The following is a 2856-nucleotide window of genomic DNA, read 5'->3' on the forward strand; positions in this document are numbered from 1 at the left end:
GCCCACCCCCCACGCCAAGATGAACCACGTCGACGTCGTCGCCTGCCTGGCCCTGCTGCAGTACATCTTCTTCGGCAGCCTCGTCGGCAAGGCGCGCACCCGATACGGGGTCAAGGCGCCGGCCACCACCGGGCACGAGCAGTTCGAGCGGGCCTACCGGGTGCAGATGAACACGCTGGAACTGCTGGTGGCGCTGCTGCCGGCGCTGTACCTGGCCGGGCGCTACTGGCCGGGCCCGTACGTGGCCGCGGCCGGGGCCGTCTATCTCGTGGGCCGCCTGCTGTATTGGCGCGCCTATGTCAGCACGCCGGCCACGCGCGGGCTGGGCTTCATGCTCAGCATCGTCCCGGTCATCACGTTGACGCTGGCCGCGCTGGTGCCGGCGGTGCTGGGCAAGCCGGTGGTCTGACGCGTCGGCGCCGGTGTCGCGCCAATCGCGCGGCAGAAACACTTCGACCCTACTGTTGCCACTGCGATGGCCTTCGGCCCGCACCACGGCCCGCGCATCGGCCTATCCTGCGATGCTGCCCACCGCCGCCGCGCCGCGCCGGGCGGGCGCCACCGCAGGAGGAGATCGCCATGTCCGCATCCCGCCCCATCGCTCGTCGTGGTCGCCACCGCGGTGTCTGGCTCTCCGGGTGGGCGCTGACAGCCCTGGGCGCCGCGGGTGCGGCACAGGCGCTGGACACCCGGCTCGTCGCCAGCGGCCTCACGCAGCCGCTGTTCGCCACCGCGCCGCTGGCCGATGGCCGGCTGTTCGTGGCAGAGCAGGGCGGCACCATCAAGGTGGTGCAGGGCGGGGTGACGCGCACCTTCCTCAGCGTGGCCGTCACCAACGCCGGCGAGCAGGGGCTGCTGGGCCTGGCCTTCGACCCCAACTACGGTGTCGCGGGCACCGCCGGCTTCGGGCGCTTCTTCATCAACTACATCGACCCTGCGTCGCGCGACACGGTCATTGCCAGCTACCGCACCAGCGCCGCCACCGGCCTGGCCGACCCCGCCAGCCGGCTGGAGGTGCTGCGCGTCGACCAGCCGGCCGGGCGCACCAACCACAAGGCGGGCTGGATAGGCTTCAAGCCCGGCGATGCCAACCACCTGTTCATCGCCACCGGCGACGGCGGCGGCAGCAACGACCCCGACAACCGCGCGCAGAACAAGGGCGATCTGCTGGGCAAGATGCTGCGCGTCGACATCAACCGCGACGACTTTGCCGACCCGGCGCTGAACTACGGCGTGCCGGCGGGCAACCCCTTCGTCGGCCAGGCAGGCGCGCGCGGCGAGATCTATGCGCTGGGCCTGCGCAACCCCTACCGCAACAGCTTCGACCGGCTCAGCGGCAACCTGTGGATCGGCGACGTGGGCCAGGGCCAGCGCGAAGAGATCGACTTCATCGCCGCGGCCAGCCCTGGCGGCCACAACTTCGGCTGGCGCCAGCGCGAAGGCAACATCGCCACGCCCGGCATCAGTGACGTGCCGACGCCGGGGCTCACCGGCCCTGTGCTCGACTACACCCGCGGCTTCGGCGCGTCTGTCACCGGCGGCTACGTGGTGCGCGATGCCGGCTCGCCGCTCGACGGGCGCTATGTGTTCGGCGATTTCGTCAGCGGCCGCATCTTTGCCATCGCCGCCGACGGCAGCGTGCAGACCATGGCCGGCGCCACCGAGCTGACCGCGGCGCTCGATGCTGGCCTGGGCGGCGCCATCGGCAATGTGTCGTCCTTCGGCCAGGGCGCCCTGGGCGAGTTCTACATCGTCGACTATGGCGGCAAGGTGGTGCAGGTGGTGCCCGAACCCGCCACCGCCGCACTGATGCTGGCGGGCGCGGCGCTGCTGTGGGCGCGGCGGCGGTTCTTGCGCTGAGCCGGCTTCGGCCCCGTGCCCCGGCGGTACGCGGGCAGGCGCCTGCACGGCGGCGCCAACGACCGGTTGCAACTGCGGGGCACAGCTTTACGCTGCGTTGACGTTGCGGTGTGGGCGGGCGGCGGGGCCCGGCCGTTGTGGAGGGGCGACCGATCCAGGTCGACAACCGCAGGAGAGACGAATGAGCAAGAACAAGCTGTTGATCGCCGCCGCGCTGGGCCTGACCGGCGCGCTCGGGGCCGGTGTGGCGCAGGCGCGCGATGCCGACGTGCAGTGGTCCGTCACCATCGGCACCCCGGTCGTGGTGCAGCCGGCGGTGGTGTACAGCCGGCCGGCGCCGGTCTACGTGCAGCCGGCGCAGGTGTATGTGCAGCCGGCACCGTTCTACGGCCCGCCGGTGCGCGTGGTGCAGGCGCAGGGCTATCGCCAGCCCAACCGCTGGGACGTCGATGGCGACGGCATCCCAAACCGCCACGACCGCGTCTACAACCCGCGCTGGGACCGCGACGGCGACGGCATCCCCAACCGCCACGACCGGGTCTACAACCCGCAGTGGGACCGCGACGGTGACGGTATCCCCAATCGCTACGACCGCAACGACCGCGGCTATCGCGACCGCGACGGCGACGGCATCCCGAACCGGTACGACCGCCACGACGGCCCGTTCCAGCGCGGCCGCTGACGGCTCGGCACCTGCCCAGGCGCCCGTGCGCGGGGGGCACCCGCCGCCCGCGGCGGCCGGGCGCCCGGTTCAGCGGTAGAAGGCTTCGACCTTACCCTTCAGCTTGATCAGCAGGGGCTGGCCCTTGCGGTCGACGGCCTTGCCGGCGGGCACGCGGATCCAGCCTTCGCTGAGGCAGTACTCGCTCACGTCGAAGCGGTCCTTGCCGTTGAAGCGGATGCCCACGTCCTTCTCGAACGCGGCCGCCACGTGGTGCGGGCTGCGCGGGTCGACCGAGAGGCGGTCGGGCAGGGGTGGGGCGTCGGGCGTCGTGG

General features: G+C 72.1%; 4 protein-coding genes. 3 read left to right on the forward strand and 1 reads right to left on the reverse strand.

The annotated features are described in order from the left end of the window. The 3 genes from EOINJALH_RS07065 to EOINJALH_RS07075 form a co-directional block, all read left to right on the forward strand. Window positions 1-409, forward strand: a 409-nt coding sequence (locus tag EOINJALH_RS07065) for an MAPEG family protein (RefSeq protein WP_310732280.1), incomplete at its 5' end; no start/stop codon positions are given. Between the two features lie 170 nt (window positions 410-579). Further along, a complete protein-coding gene (locus EOINJALH_RS07070; RefSeq protein WP_088279644.1) occupies window positions 580-1860 on the forward strand; it encodes a sorbosone dehydrogenase family protein in 1281 nt (426 codons plus the stop codon). Window positions 1861-2041: 181 nt separating this feature from the next. After that, window positions 2042-2542 (forward strand): hypothetical protein, encoded by a 501-nt coding sequence (locus tag EOINJALH_RS07075; RefSeq protein WP_088279645.1) that lies wholly within the window; start codon window positions 2042-2044, stop codon window positions 2540-2542. A gap of 69 nt (window positions 2543-2611) precedes the next feature. Here EOINJALH_RS07075 and EOINJALH_RS07080 read toward each other — a convergent pair. Continuing rightward, a partial coding sequence (locus EOINJALH_RS07080; protein WP_088279646.1) for a DUF3297 family protein occupies window positions 2612-2856 on the reverse strand: 245 nt, incomplete at its 5' end.

The organism is Ideonella sp. A 288, from assembly GCF_002198735.1.
In the GTDB taxonomy this organism is placed as follows: Bacteria; Pseudomonadota; Gammaproteobacteria; order Burkholderiales; family Burkholderiaceae_C; genus Pseudaquabacterium.